This window comes from Clostridium sp. UBA2485, from assembly GCF_002341865.1.
GTDB lineage: Bacteria > Bacillota > Clostridia > Clostridiales > Clostridiaceae > Clostridium_J.
Map to the genome: position 1 here is coordinate 95,507 of NZ_DDOV01000081.1, position 17,810 is coordinate 113,316.

Sequence of the window (17,810 nt, forward strand, 5' to 3'; positions counted from 1 at the left end):
CTCACTCTATTTTTATTTAAAAATAAAAGTGGGGTGAGAAATTAATAATGAAAACAGATTTGATATTTTGGTACAACGGGGAATGCTCCGAAGATTATGGAGTTTGGAGTGTTTCGGATAGCAATGATTTAATAACTGAACAACTAATGCATAGTAGAAATATAGTTGAAACAACAACTAATGAATTTGACACCCCATATTTTCAAGGGGTAAAACGTGAGCCTTTGTCGTTTAAAATGCGTATTGTATTTAAAGATGAATTAACAGAAAAAGACATTAGAGATGTATGCAGATGGTTAAATCAAGATAACTATAAACCATTATATTTTCAAAATATGGAGAACAAAATTTATTATTGTATGCCATATGAGGATATTTCAATAATACACAATGGACTAGTTCAAGGCTATTTGGATCTAACAATGAGGTGTAAGACTTATTATGCAGAGACACCTAATTACCTAAGTTGTATATATGATTTAAGTCAAAATAGCAAAGAAGGAGCAGAAATTATATTAGAGAATAAGGGTGATTTGGATATAAGTCCTGAAATCTGGATTAGAAAAGTAGGAGACGGAGCTTTATCAATAACAAATATGTCCAATAGTGGAAGAACAACAGAATTTACCGAAGCCAAAAGTGGGAAAGGTAACTTACGATTTAATGGTACTGTATACGATGAAGAGCTTATTAAGATAGGTGATAGAGTTTATGAATTTGATACAGGAGATGGGATTATAAATAGTCACATTCAGTTATGGCAAAAGGGAATGTTGTATCTTGAAGGAACTTACGTTAACAAAGATGGAGTTATATATAAATGTCTAAGGTCAAATGATAATGAGATATGGGACGCTGATAAGTGGGAAAAACAAGATGAAAGCAACATTAAAGTAGATTTATCTGCATGGTGTTCACCTGCTAGAGCTAAATTAGTATTTAATAGTGAACCTATTAAAGATGGAGATACAATTACCATAGGTGATAATACTTATGAATTTGATTTAAATGATATATTCAATGCTAAGAACGGGAATATTCCAATTAATATTAAAAACTATACTACCAAAGCAAAAGGAGTTCTACGTGTAAGGGGTAATGATGCATTTGGTGATGCTAAAATTACAGTTGGTGAAAAAACGTATCATGTAATTCCAACTTCAACAGCCAGCCAAATTTTAGTAGAAGCAAGAACTAACATAATGTCATGGGATAAAACAAATGTGGATTATGATGGTTTAAGAACTGATATCATCAATAAAGGTGTATTATTGATAAATGAGAAAAGGGATAATACATTGAATGGAATAAGAGTACCATATTTCAATGAAGAGAAAAACAAAAATCTATCAGCTAGTAATAGAAAACTATTTGAGTTACATAAGCTAACTAAATTTAGTGGAATACCAATGTTAGGGCTAGGGGATACAGGTAAATTTAATCCTATTTTAAGTAAGATTGATGGACAAATAGCAGGTGATAAATTAAGCGTATTCAGAAGAGATGCTACAAGCTTCAGAATAGATGAAGGTTCATCCGTAACTGATAAATTTGTTGTAGCAAAAGCAAATGGAAGTAATTTAGCACAAGGTGGAATAAGAAATTATAACTTGCAAGCAAAAGAGGGAGATATTATTTTACTTGCTAAAAGAGTAGATGAGGGAAAAGTTAATGCAAGTAAAGTTAAATATAAAGGTAAGGAGTATAGTGAAGGTGAATTTGAACTATTAAGAATTAAAGAAGTAACAGAAACCAGCAATGGTTCAATGATAAGCTATCATGAAAATGGAACTATAGCTTATACATTGGAATCACCAAGCAAACTATTCAAACAGAATCCTACGAGTAATCATGGAATAGGGAAAGTAGTTTATGGAAATAGTGTAGATTTAGCAAATGGTAGGAAATATTTATCTAAATTTAATTACAGGTTTGTTGGAACTGAAAGAATGCCAGTTGATGAAATGAAAAGAATAATTTCTAGTGGTGATATTGTTCTAGGAGAAAAAACTGCAAAAGATGGAGTTTCAATTGATGTAGCAGGAACTATTCGTCTAGGCGGAAAAGATAGATTTGCTACAGAAGATAAAATAAAAGAATATGCTAAAAGTGTAGAAAATCAATATAGCTCATACAACTATATGTTTAATGTAATATTATTCAAAAAACAAGATAATCAAATAACATTGTTAGGTGGAAATTCATTCACTAGACCTTATCAAATAAGACAAGGTGATACAGTAGAAGAAACTTGTGAAAATATAGAAAGAGCTATAAATGGAAACGGAATTGACTGGATTCATTACAGTAAAGGTACTTTCAAAAATGAAGATGTTGAAGCTAAATACGATAAAACAACAAACACTATAAGCATTACTGCCAATGAAAATGGTAGTGAAGGAAATAACATAGTTACTGTAGTAAATGATTGGGAAGAAAGTAGAAAACAATCAGAGCAAGGTGAGATTATAAATCAATTTGATAATAATACGTTAAAGGGAGGACTAGATCCAAGTTATGATAATGTAGATGAGATTAAAGGTAAAAAACTGATTGAATACATAAAAGAATGTCTTCAGCTAGATAATGATAATATAAATTTTGAATATAGCTCAAGCAACAGAAATATTATAAAAATAACCAATAAAAAATATGGAACATTAGGAAACTTAATACCTGTAATAAGTAATTGTTACAGTTGCGATTTTAAGACAATGGATGATAAATTTACGGTTACATTAGACGGCGGCAAGGATGCATTAATGAGTGAAATTATTCCAAAGTTAGCACATGTTATAAAAGAAAATAATACAGATTTAAATATTACCTATGATTTAGACAAAAAATTAATCAGCGTAGTATCTAGAACAACAGGTAAAAAAAGCAATATAACGGTATCAACAACGGCTATGAACACTTATTGGGATTGCAATAAAAAGTTAATAGGTGGTCAAGATGGTTTAGTTGATGGTGAAGAAGTATATGTAGATAGTGAAAATGGATATATAGAGAGTACAAAAAATGTTAATGTAGTCGATGTATTTAATAACGAAGAATTGGAATTAGTTACAGGGGTAAACAGATTAATTGTTGAGGGGAATTGCTTGATACAATTTAACATGAAATACAAACTATTATAAAAATATTAAATGAAGGGAGTTGATTATTTTGAGTAATAATTTTACGCAGTTTAGTATAGATCATACATTGAAAGCACCTAAATTGAAAATGACTTTATATAGAAATCAGAATAATGCTATAGGTAAAATTAACAACTATTTTGAGCTTGAACAGGAAATCACAATGGGTGAAATCAATAAAATTACATTTTCTATTCCATATTATATTGAAAAGAACAATGAAAAAGTAGTCAATCCATTATTTGATAAGATTAAAAGTAGACATTACGTTAGAGTTAAATACAATAATATAGATGAATGGCATATAGTCACTAATCAAAAGAAGTCTAGTGATGGATTAAAAAAAGTAGTTTCGTTACAATCGACTCCCTGTATGTTAAAAGAAACAGATTTATATAATTATAATGTTGTTTCTGCAACAATTAAAGAAATATGCAATGGGAATATTTTAAGAGATATTGATGGCATATTAAAAGACACTGTTTGGAGTTTAAGTCATGTTGATGATACATTAATGAAGAAAAAACGTGGTATAGAATTAAATGGGCAGAGTAATGTATTGGATGCAATATTTCAAATTGCAAAGAAATTTAATGCAATAATAGAATGGAATACCATAAATAATTCAATCAGTTTTTACGATGAAGAAACCTATGGGAATGATAATGGTTTGGTATTTCAATATAATAGATATCTAGAGAATTTAGATGAAGAAAATAATAGTGATGAAATAGTGACTATCTTGAAAGTACAAGGTAAAGATGGAATAAGTATAAATACTGTAAATCCGACTGGACAAAGCTATTTAACTGATTATAGCTATTTTTTATATCCTTATGAAGAAGATAGCAATGGAAATGTCATACGTCATTCAGATTATATGGATGATGACTTATGTAAAGCTATTATAAAGTTTGATGAAGCTGTGATTAAGAATAAAGGTAAGCTACAAGAATTAATACAAAAGCAAATAAAGATAGAAGAAGCTTTAACAATAAAAGAAATACAACTAGATGACCTAAGAGGTATACTAAGTGCTTTAGAAAGTAGACTGAACATAGCTCAATCCACTAATTCGGCTAAAGATAAAGTAATTAAGGAAAAAGAAAAAACAATTAAACAGATAGAAAACAAACAAGAAGAAATTGATTATTTTAATAAGCAAATAAAAATTATAACCGCACAAATCAATTCATTAAAATATGAACTAAGTGAAGTAAAAAACTTTACACCTACTCAGCTAGAAGAATTAAAAAAATATAAAATAGTAAGAACTTATAAGAATGATAATATTACTGATGTAAAAGAATTAATGATGGCAGCACAGGAAGATTTTAATAGGTTGAAAATGCCTAAAAAGATTACCAATATAGGAATTATTAATTTCATAAAAGTAGTTGAGGCTCAAAAGGATTGGGAAAAGCTAATTATCGGAGATGTTGTAACAATCAACTATCATGAATTTGGAATTGATAAAACTAAAGCTAGAATAACAAATATAAAGTTAAATCATGAAGATAATTCTATACAATTATCAATATCAACCTTCGATTTTCAGGATAAACAAACACAGATAGCTAAAATGTTATACAATGCTAGTTCAGCTAGTGCTATAGTTTCAGAAACTAGACATGACGTTGATAACTTGAAAAATTTAACAAATAATATGCAGGAAATTTTATATAAAGCATGGGAAGCAGGACAACGACAAGTTATAGCAGGAGCAGATGATAAAACTATAATAAATCATTTAGGGTTAACATCATGGGATAAAGATAACAAGAACTTAGGGATTAGAGTTAACAATGGAACACTGCAGATTACCAATGAAGGCGAAAATCATTTTAAAAAATTTATAGATGGTAATGGCATAGATGCAAGCTTAATAAAAGGTAAATTAAGTGATAGTGTTGATGTAATAGTTACTCCAGACAGAGTAGTGGATGCCAGTGGGAATTCAATCACTAGTATAATGCAAGATCACCTTTCAGATTTGGAAAATGAATTTGAAAGGCAACTATGGCAGCAAGCAAAACAGAACTATGATATGACAGATGAATTAGCATATTATATAGATGGATTAACAGGAGATTTAGGAGTTTTTAAAATAGAAACCCAAGATATGTTAGCTTCAAAAGTATCAGATGAAACATTTAAATCCTATCAAATACAAACAAGTCAATTAATTTCTAGTAAAGTTGAAAGTTCGGAGTTTACTAGCTATAGGACTCAAACAGATAGAGTTATTGCAAATATGGTTAGAGATATTGATGGAAATAGTAGTCAGATTGCCATGAATTCACAAATGATCGGAACAAAAGTTTCAGATTATGAGTTTACAAGTGCAATTTCACAATTGTCATATGAGATATCATCAAAAGTTAGTGAGGGAGAAATATATAGTATAATCAGACAAAGTTCAAGTGCAGTAGAGTACGCTTTCAATGATATATCACCTTCAGTAACAATGGATAGATACGGTATAAAATTAGGGAGGAATTGTAGTATTGACTGTGAGTCTATTAACTCAACAGATAGTGGAAATCCAATCATTCGATTATTTGGAGAGTGTTCGCTTGATGCGACTTATAACAATGAACAGGGTAGAGGTTCTGCAATTCGTTTAAAATGGGATAGATATAATTATATAAGAATAGAAAGCGGAGCTATAAACTTTATAATTGATGGTCAGGTACGTGCTTATGTAGACTCAAGAGGATTTCATAATGCATAGAGGAGGGATATAGTATGGATAGACCGATTGATATAAAAATATTGGAATATAAAAAGAATATTGTTAATGCAATAAATAATAAGAATTATGATTTGCCAATTACAGTTAAACAAATGATATTAAATGAAATAAAAGTAAATTTAGATAATGTAGTTGTACAAGTCATACAAGAAGAATTAAATGAAATTAAGAAAAATGAAGAAAAGAGTGAGGATAAGATAGATGAATGAAAATATTAGATTTACATATAACATAACAGTTTCTGATATTAAAGTTGCAAGTGTTACATATGGATTTGATGTGAAGTTATATAATTCTGATTTTATATTTACTCCATTAGATAAGGTTGCAATAAAAGATAATGAAGCGGAAATCCAAAAACAATTAAATGAGATAAAACTGACATGTAAAAATAGAGCTGAACAATTAGGTTATCCTTTTGTGATATTTTAAATCAAGTAAATGAAAATATTAAAAGGAGGAATTGACATGAACGAACCGATAATTAAGTCTAATGGATTAGACACTTCTCAAATATTAATTAAAAAAAGAGAAGATGGGCAATACATTCAGATCAGTGAAGAAGTAAAAATAGTACATAATATTGCCATACTGACCGAAATTCCTAATTCATTTTATAAAGTTAAAATAAATGGAATGTATGAAATAGATAAAAAATACTATAATCCTAATAAAATTACTGAAAACCAATACTGGGTTAATTATAATCTAGGATTGGTTTATTTCAATTCAGCAAAAGATAACCAGACATTAACAGTTGAATATCAAGGGACAGGAATTGTATTGTACCCAGCAAGTCGTATTTACACAAAGTATAAGGATAATATTGTGGAAACACTACAAGTAGTAATTGATGCTGCAAAAGATAGCATTATAGCAATAGAAAAATTAGAGCCAGTTGTAAAGGATGCAGAACAATTATACACTCAATTGAATACTGTGATTAAAGATGGTAAAGAACTAAACAATAAATTACTACAAGCGATTGAAGATGGGCGTATAAGATTTGATGAGCTAACTAAGTTATTAAAAGATATAAATGCAAAAATACAAGAGCTAAGTACATTGATAAACAATGCTAATACTAGTAAGAGCAACTTAGAAAAGACAACAATTAATGCTAATAATAAAAAAGATGAGTTAGAAATTGTTATTACCAATGCTACAAATATCAATGATACATTAGCAGGGAATGTGACAAGTGGAACAAACAAAATACAAGAAATTGATAATAAAGTTGAAGAAGTCAATAATAGGTTATCAGAAATTAACATTGAAGAAGAAAAAAGAATTGTTAATGAAAAGAGTAGAATTGAGGAAGAAACCAAAAGAGAAAGTGCTGAGAATGAAAGAATTGCCAATGAAAAAGTAAGACAGGAAGAACATAAAAATATTAAAAATACGGTTGATAATTTTAGTGTGCTTGAAGAATATAACAATACTAAAAAATACATGAAATATAATAGAACCACATATGGTGGAAGCTCGTATGAGTGTCTTATAGACAATACAATTGGAATCTTACCTATTAATAAAACGAACTGGACTTGTATAGCAATGAGAGGGGCTGACGGTGAAGGTTCAGGAGACATGCTGAAGGAAGTTTATGATACAGATGGTGATGGAGTAATTGATACTGCAAAGACGGTTAATGGACATACAGTAGAGAGTAATGTACCGCCAAACGCTCATTTTACTGACACTATTTATGATGATTCAGAAATCAAAGAATTATTAAATAAAAAAGCTGATGTAGATGAAAATGGCAAGGTATTACTTGAACAATTGCCATCTATGGACTATATACCTAATGATGAAAAAGGAAAAACAGTCGCGACCCTTGTGAATGGGAAAGTTCCATCTGACCAATTAGATTTAAAGGAATATGGAGCAGGAGATATGATGATGGCGGACTATGATTCAGACGGAGACGGAATCGTAGATAATGCCAAGTTAGTTAATGGACATACAGTAGAATGTGATGTTCCTGCTGATGCGAAACTTACAGACACTATATATGTACACCCAGATACACATAATGCGGATATGATAAAATACGCAAATGGTAAAAATGCTGAAGAAGTAAAAACTGATTTAGAATCTTCAATAAATGACAAAGCATCTATTGACCATAATCATGATGAAGTGTATGCTACACTTAAAGATGGCAAAATACCAATAAAACAAATTCCTGATGGGGTAGGGTATAAATATGTTAGTTTGGAGTCATCTGTTAAACTGGATAAGGAAACACAATTTATACCGATTAATATAGAACATTATAATATAGATGAAGATAGTATAGAGGTGCATTTAAATGGGTGGCTGCTAGAAAAAAACAAGTATTATCAAGTTGTAATGTTAGATGGAAAACCACAAATAAAAAATATTGATGCTACTATAAAATGGGAAAAAGATGATGACTTTCACTTTAAACTTGGAAAAAATGTTGCATCGACAATTGGAAATATTGATGTCTCTTTAATACCTAATGATAGCATTCAAGAAGAAAAACTAGAAAAATCATTTGTAGACAAGGTAAAAAATAAAGTTGATAAAATAGAAGGTAAAGATTTATCTTCTAATGATTTTACAGATACGTATAAAGAGAAAATAGATGAGATTATTAAAAACATAGATAATGGAAATAGTGGAGGAGAAGCAACAGGAGTAGGACTTAAACAAATAGAACAAATTGGAGTGATAGGAAGTCCAGAAAATCCTAAAATAATCAGTATTCCTATTAATACAGTAGATTTTAAAGTTCCAAGGGTAAATGTATTGAAGAATGAATTAGGAGAACAAAATATTATAGCCAAAAATGAATTTTCAAACAGTGATTTCAAAGAAGATGAAAACATAATCTTTGATGATAAGGTTCATTTAAAATTAGAACATGAGTTTAAATATAATATTATAGAAGATACCGAAGACTATACTAGATATAGCATAGTTGTTGATTTAGATAATTTCAGGATGATAGATAATATAGAGAATATTGAAGATGGAATTATAAAGAAGTTGGAACTTAAAGCAATACCAAATGATACAATATTAACCCCAAAAAATGATATGGATTTAAGCCATGTAGAACGTATTGATTATTTTAAATTAAAGGCTAATGGGAGCAACATAAAGATAGTTTGTAGTGTAGATTCAGGGAAAACATGGAAAACCTTTAAATCAGAAAAATGGGACAATATAAATTTAAATTTAGAAGATATAAAAGAAAAAGGTATGGCTATTGATTTATTCAATAGTATTAACGATGTGTTTTGGAATGATTTACTTACAACTAAGAAAATAAGGTTTGCTTATTTATTTAGTATGGATGATATAAGTCAAATAGAAGAACTAGAAGACTTATCTATTAAATATGATGGACAAGGTAAATGGGTACAAGCTAAAGAAACTGATTTTGATGTCATATATGCTAGTAACACATTATTACAGGTTTATATAAAATTTGATGGTAATATAAAAATAAATTATTAAAACTTATTTTATTAATAATAAGGATGGTGAATTTTATGGCAGAATTTTTAGGAGTGGTTGAGCTAGGTACTCTACATAAAGAGGGTGAAGAACTACCTCTTCCAATTAGACCTTGGGTTAGTGACAGTTCTCCTGGTAAGTTATCAAATAGGGGACAAGGTAATGTACCACAATTCACGAGTTTAAAAGATATGAGTAAATGGATAATAGGAGATACGTCTTCTAAAGCAGAAAATAAATTAAAGTGGATAAAAATAAAAGATGGAAATAAAATTCTTTTTATATGTGATAGGGTAATATTAAATAGAATTACATGGGATAATCTCAATAATGAAGGATATGTGATAGGAAAAGAGATAACAATAGATGAAGTAAAATATAATTGCCGATTATTAACTGGAGGAAGTGTTCGCAGAAGTGGCTCAGATGGGTACTCAGGAGGGATATTACCCAATGAATATGACAGATTCATTGAAAATGCAGACAATATAAGTGGATTAACAAAACCAAATTCAAGTGATTTAGATAAGACCTTGGACTATAATGATTTAGATGGAGAGCATAATCAATTATGGCATTGGTGGGGGAATTTTTCTTTGTGTCAAGAAGTATATAATACGTCTTGGCGTGTTTGTCGTGGTAATAATTCTGCTATTTATTTCGATGTTTTTGGTTCGAGCTTTAGTGGTGATTACGTTGGCTGGCGTCCCGTTCTTGAAATTATTAAATATCAAAAATATTTAATAAAACAAAATAATCAATATTTTAGTATAAACCCTGAATTCTATGATAATGAAACAGGACAATATAAACCAGTTGATAAAAATTTTCAAGATAATGGATTTGATAATATAGAGGACTTAACAAAAGAGGTTAATGGATTTAAACCAATTTCAAAGTTTAAAGGTAAAATAGAAATTTTAAAGCAAGATGAAAAATAGCATTTACATAAAATATTAAATTAAAGAGGGTGATTGTATGGCTACAAATTCAGCAATTCAGAATACAAAAATTATACCAGAGATAATAAAAAGCGTATCAGACTTTGGTGGTTATATTGCTAACTTAAATGAATCTGTTGATATTGTTAAGAGTGATTTGGAAAAGACCAATGATGGTGTAAGTAATGTTAAAAGTGAATTAGATAAGACTGTTGAAAATATAAATACAATGGCAAAGAAAGATGGTACATTGCAATCAAATTTAAATTCTGAAAAACTTAATGGTAAAACTGCGACAAGCACTCCTGCAACTACAGAAAAGAATGATATCATAGGAATGGTAAATGAGGTTTTTCAATCTGGCGTTGATGCTAAAAGCAAAGTAGTGACAGCAGTTAACGCCAAAGGTGGAAGTGTTACTACTAATAGTACATGGGATCAAGTTTCTACGGCTATAAAGAATATAAAATCTGGGTATGGTTCTGGTGACATTATACGAGGTGACAAGGCACAGGTGACATTAGAGAAGATATGGGAGTTCACAGGTCATAGTGGGAGCGTAAATACATTAGAAATGGCTTGGGATGGAGGTATCTATACCGGTAGTGCTGATAAAACAGTAAGATATATAGATTCCGATGGTAATGAAAAATGGAAATATACTGGACACACTGGAGCAATACGAGTATTGACAGCATCATCTAATGGGGGATCGATTTATACAGGTGGGGATGATGGAACAATAAGGAAATTGGATCATATGGGAAAAGAACAATGGAAGTTCACAGGTCATAGTGGATCAGTGCGTTCTTTATTGGCGGATAGAAATGGATGGTATCTGTATTCAGGGGGAACAGATGGTACATTAAGAAAAATAAGTATTAGTAACGGTACAGAGGTGTGGAGAAGGTCATTAGGTGGCACAGTGAATGCGATAGTTTTCAATGGGATGCGAAACTTTTCAGCAGATGTAATGACCGTTTCCACAAGTAGGCAAAGATACGATTTCTATGATGAAGATGGTAATGAGGTAGGAGGAAGTGGTGGTAGTGATGATATAGGGGTTATAAATGCACTTACTCACTCAAGTATTGATGAAAAAATTACATATATGGCTGGCTCTAAAGGAAGAATTTCTAGAGAGTCAGCAGATGGCGGCTCATCCACATGGTATACAGAACATAGTGGTTCTATCAATATGATAATAGCAACAGATACTGGAGTCTATACTGGTGGTGCAGACAAGAAAGTGATAAAGACAGATCATGGTGGAGGGGAGATATGGACATTTGACAATGCTTATACTATAAATGCTTTAGCAGCTCATAGTGGTGCAAGTGCAAAACGGTTTGTTGCTATTGCATCAGGTTCAACCGTAAAATTGATGGTAGAAAGTTATAAAATATTGTAGTAATATCGTTTTTATAAAATGTGAATTCTAATCAAAGATGTAGGGTTAAAAAGTCTTAATTTATAAGGACTTTATGACACCTGCTTTTTATTTTGTGAAAACATTTGGAAGGTGTGATGAAACATATGAGGGATTGTTGAGCTAGTTAATGGATAAGTAAATAAATAATATCTTTTTATAAAGGAAGTGTTTTAATTAGAAGCTGGAGGTGTAATATGGAACAAGAAATAGTAAAAGTAGCAATTAGTCAGGGATTAGGATACGCATTGTTCGTATTCTTATTAATTTATGTTCTCAAGACTACACAGGACAGAGAGAATCGTTTAAATCAAACAATAGAAAAAAATCAATCAATTATACAGAATCTGACAGAAAATAATAACAAAATTTCTAAAGTAGAAAAAGACGTAGAAGAAATTAAAATTATATTAAAGAAATAATAGGAGGTACTTGTACATGGAAATTATGGATTTTATAATTGAACAAGCATTGATATTAATACCAGCATTATATATTTTGGGCATGATGCTGAAAAACACTGAGAAAATTGAGGATTGGTTAATCCCTTGGATACTTTTAATTGTTGGAGTAATTGGTGCTATAGCTATAATGGGTTTTAACGTTAATGCTATTATTCAAGGTGTGCTAGTAGTAGGGGCTACTGTTTATAGTAATCAGTTATTTAAACAATCCACTAAGAAGAAAGTAGAGGACAAACCATTAGATTAGAAATTATAAAAGGTGTATTAATAATGTTTAGTACACCTTAAATTTAAAATATTAAAATATATTATACAGTGAAAGGAGACAGATATATGAAAATAGCAGTAAGAGGTGGTCATAATTATTCAGTTCCAGGAGCAGTTGCACTATTGAACGAAGTTGTGGAAGATAGAAAAGTTAAAGATGTAGTAATTAAGTATCTAAGGAAAGAAGGTCATGAAGTGCTAGATGTTACAGCTCCAGATAGCTATAATACTATAAACTCAGACTTATCTTATGGAGTTGACAAGGCTAATAAATGGAAAGCAGATTTATTTATTTCAATCCATTTTAATAAAGCTTACGATAGCCATAATGGTAAAATTGGTGCTGAAACTTGGGTGTATCCTAATAGTTCATCTTCTAGAATGTATGGTCAACGAATTGCTGACAAATTAGCTGGGCTGGGATTTGTTGACAATATTAAAAAGCCAAGAGGTGTCAAATATAGTGGAAGTTTATATGAATTAAATAGTACAGCTATGGACGCTGTTATTGTAGAAACTTGTTTTGTAGAAGCTGCAGGAGATGTAGCATTATATAAAAAGCTTGGAGTAGATGTAATAGGGAAAAGCATAGCAGAAGGGATTCATGGAAGTTCTATAACGAGTGATAAACCAATAAATAAGGAGGAATTTGATATGGAGAAAATAGTTTTATATGCTGGGGATGCAGATATATTTGCATCTGTTTTAGTAGCACAGAAATACCAATGTGCATTAATGAAAGCAAGTGATTATGAAGCTAAAAATATAAAAGCAAAAGAAGTGATAAGAATAGGTGGTAAGCCTAATACAAATAGATATGACAGTTTAAAAGAAGCTGCTAAATTAGTGTAATTATGAGAATTAAAGAATATAATAGATTACATAATCAAAATTATGGTTATCTAAATTTAATGTAAACCAAACTACAAAAGTATAAAACAAGGGAGGGTTTCTATGCGAGCAGAAGTCATTTATGATCCTTTTTTAACTATAGATAACAAACAAACAATAAGTAAAATAACAATCGATATTTCTGATAGACATCAATTAGTTCTATCTTATTTAGATTCAGCAAAGGCAAATAATAAACTATGCGAAATAAAAATGATAGATAAATTGGGGTTGTGTGAAATATCAGAAACTATAGACAAAGAAAATTTTAGAGAGCTAATACAATTGGTAACGTCAATGTATCGTCAACTTTAGATAAAAATATTAAAAACGAAGGGAGAAAATTGTATGCAATTAAAAATAGAAAGAGACGTTAAAAATAATAGATTTGAAACCATAATATCATTTGAGAATTATGGTGGTACTGACATTACTGCAGAAGATGAAAAAGAATTATTAGAAAATTATCCATGCATGATAAGTTACAAAGATTTAACTTTTAGTGGCAAGTTTAATATCAAGGATAAAGAAGTGGTATTAGATGAATCTGATAATGGAGAAACTGTAACTTTAACTGTCATGGACAAAGTATTCCCATTGACGGAAAACTTTCAAGCAAAATATGAAATTAATATTAAAGATATATTAGATAGCGAACTGCAAACGAAATTAAATACAAAAGAATTAATTTGTCAAGCTAAAATTTTATTGTTTGAAGAAAAGATAGTTGAAAAGATTAAAGAATTAATTGTTGACTTGAAAGCTAAAGATAATAATTTTGAGAAGGCTTCACCTATCCATATAACAATATAAAGTAATACAAAGTAATATAAAGTAATACTAGGAAAAAAGAGGATTTTAAGGTTATATTGTCGAAATGTTCTTCTATAAGTAATTGGATAGGAGAGGAAATTATGGAAGGCATTATAAAAAAGGAAACTATGTTTGACAAGGTCAAGCAGAAACTAAAAGATCAAGGAAGCAGAATAAGTCAATGCTATCAGTTTGATATAGGGAATGATGGTTACATCAAAATGGGTGATGATGAAAAAATAGAATATAGCTTTAAGGATAAAACATTTATTATAGAGAATGATGAGGAAGCATATCAAATAATAAGTGGAAAAAGGCATAAAGTGATGCCACCTATGTTGCTTACTTCAATTTTGTACATCCTAGATGGACATTTTGATGCTGCAAATATGTTAAATAATATTGATATTACTATTACGGATCATGACAGTAGAATTGAGAAAGCTAATAAAATAATATTAATGCCGTTTATATTTGTAGTTACTATATATGGTATATTACCTTTTGTTGTAGCAAAATTCAACTTATCAGCAGGAATAACTACTTGTATTACTTTAATTATAGGTTTAATGTGTCTTAAAGGAGCTTTAAGTATAATGAAAAAATAATTTTAGGTGAATTAACTGTGCCATACAAGAGTATTATAAATCACACTTCGATTCTGTTGAAGAAACAATAAAAAAGTTTTAATAAAATCATATAAATATACATTTGAAGGATTTTAAAAATTTATTTTCCAGCAGAATCGAAGTTAAATATTGATTATTAAGAGATAATTGTTACTTTTAGAGTTGAGATTTGTTCTTGACTCTTTTTTTATTGCGATGGGAGGTATTATGGAGAAATATTTTTCGTATGAAGAAATGGATAGATTAATTGATAATGGTGAAGTAGAAGTAATAAGGAGAAGTCAAAAACCGAATGGGCATGGTTTCAGAAGACATTTGGTAAAATACGAAGGAAATAAATATTTATTATGTAATTCATGTGATAAATATCTGAACATTGATAAATTTAGTGATACAAAAGGAACTTTCACAAATAAAAAACATATATGTAAAAAATGCTCATGTGAAAAGATGGTGTACACCTATGAAAATGATTTTGTTTCCCATTTAAAATATAGATATAAAAGTTTGGAGAGTCATTCTAAAAAATACGATGCTCCCTATCTATCTTTTAATGAATTTATTGAGTTTGCAAAAATTGTGAAAGATCCAATATACAATATGACGCTTGAACAAGCTTTTTACAAAAATAGATTTGGAGATTTCGAAGTAGAACATAAGCACCCTATTTCTAAAGGTGGCACAAGTCTAGTTTGCAATTTAATTTTATCGTACAAGCCTTTTAATAGACTTAAAGGAACTATGAATGTTGATGAAGCTTTAAAAATAGCAAAATTAATAGTGAATCACGAGAAGGAAATTAAATCAGCTTATAATGCTTAAAAATTGGCTTCATAAGAAATATTATGAGGCGGATTGCTAAATTATAATTTACATATTATAATATTCTTGAGGTGTAAAATTATGATACAGGAAATCAAACATTTTCAAGAATATTTATTAAGAGAACGTAAAGATTTAAAGACAATAGCAGCATACTGTAAAGATGTAGAGCTATTTTTTACATATATAAAAAAATCGACTAATGACATTGATGAAATGGATATTGAAAAATATAAGGAGTTTCTCTTTGGACAAGCGTATAAAGTGCCATCTATAAATAGAAAGATGGCAGCTCTAAATGTGTTTATGAAGTTTTCTGGAAAGAGTATAAAAATACGTCAGGAAAAAGTGCAGTTACAAAATTTTTTAGATAATGTAATTGAACGTGAGGAGTTATCTAAGATAATTAAAAAGGCAGAAGAAGAAAAAGATTATCGGGCAAAAGCTTTGCTTTCAACAATTTATTATACTGGCATGAGGATTTCAGAATGTCTTCAGCTAACTATCCATGATATAGAAAAAGATATAATTTTAATAAGAGGAAAAGGTAACAAATACAGATATGTTTTTATACCTAATAAATTAAGAACAATATGGGAACAGTATATGACTGTAAGAATTAAAAAGACTGAAAAACTTTTTACTGGAGAACGGGGAGCTATAACAAGGAGTACATCAAATAAAATTTTTAAAAAATATGCAGAATTAGTAGGAGTAGACAAGAAAAAAGCACATAATCATAATTTAAGACATCTATATTGTAGAAAAATGATTACTAAGGTGGATCTTGCAACATTGGCAGATTTAGCAGGTCATAGTGACATTAATATCACTAGAAGATATCTCGTTAAATCTAAAAAAGAATTATTAGATATTGTCAATACTTTAGATTAAAACTTGAAAATTTAATAAACAAAGTAAAAAAACACTTTAGTGTGGGAGACGACCGCATAAAGTGTTTTTTATTTTTTGAGTTTGAGTGTATGTTGTACTGTTAATTTATAATGTTTACTTTGGGTCTAATATTTAATAACAATTAAAATAGTATATGGATACCTATATTATAACATTTTTAATAGGGAAATACAACATATAAAAAGCAGAATGGTTTAAATATAAATATGAAGAGTCGAAGACTATCGAAATAGATGGTCTTTTTTATTTGCAAAAAAAACTATAAGATTGGAGGCTGATGTGAATGGCTAAACGAAAAAAAGTACAATATACGACTCCAGAATTAATTGAAAAAATTAATCCAATGAATAAGGATTTATGGAAGAAGTATTTAAACGGTAAAAGAACTTTAAGTGAAAGCACTAGGTATAATTATACTACTGACATGAATCAATTCTTTGTATTTATATTAAAAAACCATGATAATCAATACATATTAGATATAGATACAGATGATATGGCAGATATTTTAGAGGATTTTTTAGCTACGTGTCAAAGTATTTTTGAGAATAAAGATAGACGTATGGCTAGAAGATTATCGACTATATCATCAATGTACATATATTATAAGAAGAAAAGAAAAATAAAAGAGAATCCAGTTGAATTACTGGAAAGACCTAAGATTCAAAAAGGAAAATATGAGATAAAAAGAATATTCTTGACACCTGAACAGGTCGAAGAAATAAGGATAGGTTTAAAAGAGCTTAACAATATACAGTTGACATTAATGTTTGAATTAGGATTACATAGTATGGCTAGAGTAACTGCGTTAAATAGTATAAGATTGAATCAAATAAACTTTAAAAACAGAAGAATTGAAGGTGTTATTGAAAAAGAAGGCTATGAAGTAGATCTTATGCTGAATGATAGATGTATAGAATTAATCAAGCACTGGACAGATGAAAGAAAAGAGCAAGGAATAGAGAATGAATATTTATTTATAACTAAATATGGTGGAGTTTATGATAAAGTAGATGTAGGCACAATGAAAAGTAGCTGGATTAAAAAGATAGGTAAAATTATAAATGAGCCTGAATTATCTATGCACGATTTAAGACACTCAGGTAGTGATATAAAATATAAGAATGGTATGTCTTTAGAAAGTGTATCTAAGGCATTAAACCATCGTTCAACGCAGGTTACTAAAGACTTCTATTTAACTGAAGATAATGATAAGTTACAAGAAGAAATGGATAAGTATAGTATATAG

16 protein-coding genes are annotated in these 17,810 nt (G+C 29.5%); all 16 read left to right on the forward strand.

The window, feature by feature from the left end:
- Nucleotides 1–47 precede the first annotated feature (47 nt).
- The 16 genes from B3603_RS16735 (at nucleotide 48) to B3603_RS16810 (ending at nucleotide 17,810) form a co-directional block, all read left to right on the forward strand.
- Nucleotides 48–3,140 (forward strand): phage tail domain-containing protein, encoded by a 3,093-nt coding sequence (locus B3603_RS16735; protein ID WP_291567011.1) that lies wholly within the window; start codon nucleotides 48–50, stop codon nucleotides 3,138–3,140.
- Nucleotides 3,141–3,168: 28 nt separating this feature from the next.
- On the forward strand, nucleotides 3,169–5,874 hold the full coding sequence (locus B3603_RS16740) for a phage tail protein (RefSeq protein WP_291567013.1): 2,706 nt from the start codon (nucleotides 3,169–3,171) through the stop codon (nucleotides 5,872–5,874).
- 14 nt (nucleotides 5,875–5,888) lie between these two features.
- A complete protein-coding gene (locus tag B3603_RS16745) occupies nucleotides 5,889–6,104 on the forward strand; it encodes a hypothetical protein (RefSeq protein WP_291567015.1) in 216 nt (71 codons plus the stop codon).
- Nucleotides 6,097–6,327, forward strand: coding sequence for a hypothetical protein (locus B3603_RS16750; RefSeq protein WP_291567017.1), 231 nt, complete (start codon nucleotides 6,097–6,099; stop codon nucleotides 6,325–6,327). Before B3603_RS16745 ends, B3603_RS16750 begins: the two co-directional genes overlap by 8 nt.
- Nucleotides 6,328–6,363: 36 nt before the next feature.
- Complete coding sequence (locus tag B3603_RS16755; RefSeq protein WP_291567018.1) at nucleotides 6,364–9,390, forward strand: hypothetical protein; 3,027 nt, start codon at nucleotides 6,364–6,366, stop codon at nucleotides 9,388–9,390.
- 35 nt (nucleotides 9,391–9,425) lie between these two features.
- Nucleotides 9,426–10,331 (forward strand): hypothetical protein, encoded by a 906-nt coding sequence (locus B3603_RS16760; protein ID WP_291567020.1) that lies wholly within the window; start codon nucleotides 9,426–9,428, stop codon nucleotides 10,329–10,331.
- Between the two features lie 37 nt (nucleotides 10,332–10,368).
- Nucleotides 10,369–11,742 carry a PQQ-binding-like beta-propeller repeat protein gene (locus tag B3603_RS16765; protein ID WP_291567022.1) on the forward strand — a complete coding sequence of 458 codons (1,374 nt, stop codon included), beginning with the start codon at nucleotides 10,369–10,371 and terminating at the stop codon, nucleotides 11,740–11,742.
- Nucleotides 11,743–11,957: 215 nt separating this feature from the next.
- The gene (locus B3603_RS16770) at nucleotides 11,958–12,182 is read left to right on the forward strand and encodes a BhlA/UviB family holin-like peptide (protein WP_291567025.1); all 225 of its coding nucleotides are present in this window, start codon (nucleotides 11,958–11,960) and stop codon (nucleotides 12,180–12,182) included.
- A 16-nt stretch (nucleotides 12,183–12,198) separates the two neighbouring features.
- Nucleotides 12,199–12,471, forward strand: coding sequence for a phage holin family protein (locus B3603_RS16775; RefSeq protein WP_291567026.1), 273 nt, complete (start codon nucleotides 12,199–12,201; stop codon nucleotides 12,469–12,471).
- A gap of 86 nt (nucleotides 12,472–12,557) precedes the next feature.
- The gene (locus tag B3603_RS16780) at nucleotides 12,558–13,343 is read left to right on the forward strand and encodes an N-acetylmuramoyl-L-alanine amidase (RefSeq protein WP_291567028.1); all 786 of its coding nucleotides are present in this window, start codon (nucleotides 12,558–12,560) and stop codon (nucleotides 13,341–13,343) included.
- Between the two features lie 102 nt (nucleotides 13,344–13,445).
- Nucleotides 13,446–13,697, forward strand: coding sequence for a hypothetical protein (locus B3603_RS16785; RefSeq protein ID WP_291567030.1), 252 nt, complete (start codon nucleotides 13,446–13,448; stop codon nucleotides 13,695–13,697).
- 33 nt (nucleotides 13,698–13,730) lie between these two features.
- Complete coding sequence (locus tag B3603_RS16790; protein ID WP_291567032.1) at nucleotides 13,731–14,195, forward strand: hypothetical protein; 465 nt, start codon at nucleotides 13,731–13,733, stop codon at nucleotides 14,193–14,195.
- Nucleotides 14,196–14,296: 101 nt separating this feature from the next.
- The gene (locus B3603_RS16795) at nucleotides 14,297–14,803 is read left to right on the forward strand and encodes a hypothetical protein (RefSeq protein WP_291567034.1); all 507 of its coding nucleotides are present in this window, start codon (nucleotides 14,297–14,299) and stop codon (nucleotides 14,801–14,803) included.
- 228 nt (nucleotides 14,804–15,031) lie between these two features.
- Nucleotides 15,032–15,646: a hypothetical protein gene (locus B3603_RS16800; protein ID WP_291567035.1), complete on the forward strand. Its 615-nt coding sequence runs from the start codon at nucleotides 15,032–15,034 to the stop codon at nucleotides 15,644–15,646.
- A gap of 81 nt (nucleotides 15,647–15,727) precedes the next feature.
- A complete protein-coding gene (locus B3603_RS16805; RefSeq protein WP_291567037.1) occupies nucleotides 15,728–16,540 on the forward strand; it encodes a tyrosine-type recombinase/integrase in 813 nt (270 codons plus the stop codon).
- A 304-nt stretch (nucleotides 16,541–16,844) separates the two neighbouring features.
- A complete protein-coding gene (locus tag B3603_RS16810) occupies nucleotides 16,845–17,810 on the forward strand; it encodes a tyrosine-type recombinase/integrase (protein WP_291567039.1) in 966 nt (321 codons plus the stop codon).

What these genes read in the sequence shown, in the direction of transcription:
- B3603_RS16735 (WP_291567011.1), top strand. Translation starts at nt 48, where the DNA reads ATGAAAACAGATTTGATATTTTGGTACAACGGGGAATGCTCCGAAGAT.
- B3603_RS16745 (WP_291567015.1), top strand. Translation starts at nt 5,889, where the DNA reads ATGGATAGACCGATTGATATAAAAATATTGGAATATAAAAAGAATATT.
- B3603_RS16750 (WP_291567017.1), top strand. Translation starts at nt 6,097, where the DNA reads ATGAATGAAAATATTAGATTTACATATAACATAACAGTTTCTGATATT.
- B3603_RS16755 (WP_291567018.1), top strand. Translation starts at nt 6,364, where the DNA reads ATGAACGAACCGATAATTAAGTCTAATGGATTAGACACTTCTCAAATA.
- B3603_RS16760 (WP_291567020.1), top strand. Translation starts at nt 9,426, where the DNA reads ATGGCAGAATTTTTAGGAGTGGTTGAGCTAGGTACTCTACATAAAGAG.
- B3603_RS16765 (WP_291567022.1), top strand. Translation starts at nt 10,369, where the DNA reads ATGGCTACAAATTCAGCAATTCAGAATACAAAAATTATACCAGAGATA.
- B3603_RS16770 (WP_291567025.1), top strand. Translation starts at nt 11,958, where the DNA reads ATGGAACAAGAAATAGTAAAAGTAGCAATTAGTCAGGGATTAGGATAC.
- B3603_RS16775 (WP_291567026.1), top strand. Translation starts at nt 12,199, where the DNA reads ATGGAAATTATGGATTTTATAATTGAACAAGCATTGATATTAATACCA.
- B3603_RS16780 (WP_291567028.1), top strand. Translation starts at nt 12,558, where the DNA reads ATGAAAATAGCAGTAAGAGGTGGTCATAATTATTCAGTTCCAGGAGCA.
- B3603_RS16785 (WP_291567030.1), top strand. Translation starts at nt 13,446, where the DNA reads ATGCGAGCAGAAGTCATTTATGATCCTTTTTTAACTATAGATAACAAA.
- B3603_RS16790 (WP_291567032.1), top strand. Translation starts at nt 13,731, where the DNA reads ATGCAATTAAAAATAGAAAGAGACGTTAAAAATAATAGATTTGAAACC.
- B3603_RS16795 (WP_291567034.1), top strand. Translation starts at nt 14,297, where the DNA reads ATGGAAGGCATTATAAAAAAGGAAACTATGTTTGACAAGGTCAAGCAG.
- B3603_RS16800 (WP_291567035.1), top strand. Translation starts at nt 15,032, where the DNA reads ATGGAGAAATATTTTTCGTATGAAGAAATGGATAGATTAATTGATAAT.
- B3603_RS16805 (WP_291567037.1), top strand. Translation starts at nt 15,728, where the DNA reads ATGATACAGGAAATCAAACATTTTCAAGAATATTTATTAAGAGAACGT.
- B3603_RS16810 (WP_291567039.1), top strand. Translation starts at nt 16,845, where the DNA reads ATGGCTAAACGAAAAAAAGTACAATATACGACTCCAGAATTAATTGAA.